Annotated in this window: 2 protein-coding genes and 1 pseudogene; all 3 read right to left on the reverse strand. The window is 57.0% G+C overall.

Going from position 1 to position 2726, the window contains the following annotated elements; all coding sequences use genetic code 11:
- Window positions 1-174: 174 nt before the first annotated feature.
- Window positions 175-339, reverse strand: a pseudogene (locus AC1D34_RS36340) (transposase zinc-binding domain-containing protein); the annotation flags it as partial.
- Between the two features lie 9 nt (window positions 340-348).
- Complete coding sequence (locus AC1D34_RS36345; RefSeq protein WP_476826883.1) at window positions 349-1218, reverse strand: site-specific integrase; 870 nt, start codon at window positions 1216-1218, stop codon at window positions 349-351.
- A gap of 179 nt (window positions 1219-1397) precedes the next feature.
- Window positions 1398-2048, reverse strand: coding sequence for a hypothetical protein (locus tag AC1D34_RS36350; protein WP_476826884.1), 651 nt, complete (start codon window positions 2046-2048; stop codon window positions 1398-1400).
- Window positions 2049-2726: the final 678 nt, after the last annotated feature.

Genomic DNA, 2726 nt, shown 5'->3' on the forward strand with positions numbered 1-2726 from the left:
CTTCGCAAACGCCGAAAACCTCTAACCCGGACGCCCGACGAAATCGCAAGCTTTTGCGCACCAAAGCCCCAAACCCTTGCGAAATCGAATACTTGAAACCGCAGAAAACCCCAACCAGCGCCGGCGCTTGCAGGTTGTTCACGACCGTCCAGCTATTGTAGGCGATGCGGGTATGCAATCGCCGCAGGCTTCGAGATGGCCACCGAGCTCAGCCGTGCGGCACAGCTCGACGGCGCGCACGACGCGCGTCTCGACACGGCCGAGCGAACCCTGCCGATCGCGGCGATAGGCAGGGCCGTGGCGGCGGAAGATATCCGTCACTTCCAGAACGGGGCGCATATGCGCAGCTCAGGCGGGCGGCGTGACGGCCAGGTCGAGGCGGTCCAGTGGGCTTTGCGTCCTGGCGATCGTCGAGGGCGCCACATGGGTGTAGCGTGCCGTCGTCGACAGATTGCTATGGCCCAGCAGCACCTGGATGATCCGGATGTCTGTTCCGCTCTCCAGGAGATGGGTGGCGAAGCTGTGGCGTAGCGTGTGGACGCTGACCCGCTTGGTTAGCCCTGCAGCCTTGGCCGCCGAGCGGCAGGCGGCGTGCAGAACCTGGACGTCGATCGGCTTGTCCGGGCTGCGGCCCGGGAACAGCCATGGCGTCGGGCGCGCCAATCTCCAATAGCTGCGCAGGATGGTCAGCAGCGCCGCCGACAGCATCACGGTGCGGTCCTTGGCGCCCTTGCCATGTCGAACCTGCAGCACCATCCGGTCGCTGTCGATATCGGCCACCTGCAGGCTCACCGCCTCCGAGGCGCGCAAGCCCGCGGCATAGGCCGTGGTCAGCGCCACCCGTGTCTTCAACGACGGCACGGCTTCCAGAAAGCGCACGACCTCATCGGCGCTCAGGATCGAGGGCAGCTTGCGCGGCGTGCGCGCATAAACGATCCGCTCTGGGATCTCGGCGCGGTCCAGCGTCACGCCGTAGAAGAACCGCAACGCGCAAACGATCTGGTTCAGGGCCGGCCAGGATATCCCCTGCGAGACCAGATGCACCTGGAACGAGCGGACATCCTCAAGCCCCAGCCGGTCCGGCGGACAGCCGAAATGACGGCTGAACTTCGTCACGGCATGCAGATAAGACCGCTGGGTAGCCGGCGATAGGTTCCAGAGCGTCATGTCGTCGATCATACGGCGACGAAGGGCGCTCATCGGCTTGGCTTGCGTCATCGGGAACTCCTGCTGGGTGGGGGGCTGCAACACCCAAACCCTCCCAGCAGGAGCTCCCGTCACAAACCCCGCAGCTCTCCCGCGTCAGCGGGTTCGTTCAATCATAGATCATTCCAATTTTGTTGGCCCTGAGCCTAGGGGTTACGTGCTATGCCGGTTTATTAATTATTACCGGAACGCTATATTCCGCCGCGAGATAATGCATTCAATTCATTCTTTGCAGCCGTAATCAATTTTGTAATAGCCAATATACTCGCACCTAGTTTTTTTTCGCACGTAATTGCGATTTTCATATCGATCTTTGAATTACGATAGAATCTGTGTAATTTTTCAACCATCGAAGCGGGGATTAGCTTTTCTCCAACTATTATTGAGCTAATGAATGCGGGTGAACATTCTAGAATCAAAGCTAATTGCTTTTGATTAATGTTTTCCTTTGACATGATTTCATTTAATAGTTTTCGTGAAAAGAAAAGATCCCGGCTTAATTTATCCAAAGTGTCCTCTATTGACCGAAATGCATCGTCAATCTCGCGCGCTCCAAAAAGATCGATATACTCATCTTTATCTCGTATCGAATCCAAATTATCTAAATCGTATGCGTCGAAACTGTTGAGGCTTACTACTTGACTATGATCCGCAGTTTCTACAAATTCGATCCCTCTTGAGATATAGAATGCCTTAATCTTGACTTTTGTTGTGTCGCTTATCGTGCGAAATCCTGATTCAAACTCCGTCAGCGTCCGCTTTCCAACTGCCGCCAATCTGCAAACAGTTTTCATATCGAGATTAAGCATCGCGCGCGCCGCTCTAGCTTGACTAGGTGTCATCAGTTTCATCCGTATTAATGTTGGCCTATACGACTTCCGTTGCGGTCCAATCTCAATCTATCGAGTACAAAGCTGTGCCGATGCTGCCGTGATCTAGGCTGCCATTCAGCGGCAATCAAGAACTCCGCGGGTTTTACGCCGCATTCCGCGGCGAGAGCAACTGTCACTTCCGGCGAGGGTGGGGGGCTGGCATCTGGATCGGGCGCGGCCAGCTTCTGCGGCCCGCGGACTGCTTGGTCAAGGTTGACCTCCGCGACGGGCTCGACGTGACGGACGGCGAGCGCGCCCCAACTGACATGGGCACGGTCAGGGGCGTGGAGATGGACTACTTCTCCGGTCGCGATCCCGGCGGCCTGCCTGGACCGTGCGTTCAAAGTTCTAACGGAAGCCCTCGGCCGTTTAGAATGCGCGTCAATCACGAATGGGCGGGCAGTGGCTCGTGAAGGCCGTAGCCGACGAACAAGCGGATCGCGATATTGATCACCGCCTCGCGCAGATCCCGTTCGTTATTGCTCAGCTTATAACGTCAAACTATTAGTATAACGAAAAAAGCCCCGGGTTTCCCCGGGGCTTCCGACTAGGATCGGAGAACCGATCAGAAGTCGCGCTGGATGCGCAGACGGCCGGTGAGGGCGTCGTCCGACTTGATCAGCAAGTTGCCGGTGCGTTGGCCGAAGT

The sequence above is a fragment of the Allobosea sp. P1_A7 genome (genome assembly GCF_056406775.1).

What these genes read in the sequence shown, in the direction of transcription:
- AC1D34_RS36350 (WP_476826884.1), bottom strand. Translation starts at nt 2,048, where the DNA reads ATGACACCTAGTCAAGCTAGAGCGGCGCGCGCGATGCTTAATCTCGAT.
- AC1D34_RS36345 (WP_476826883.1), bottom strand. Translation starts at nt 1,218, where the DNA reads ATGACGCAAGCCAAGCCGATGAGCGCCCTTCGTCGCCGTATGATCGAC.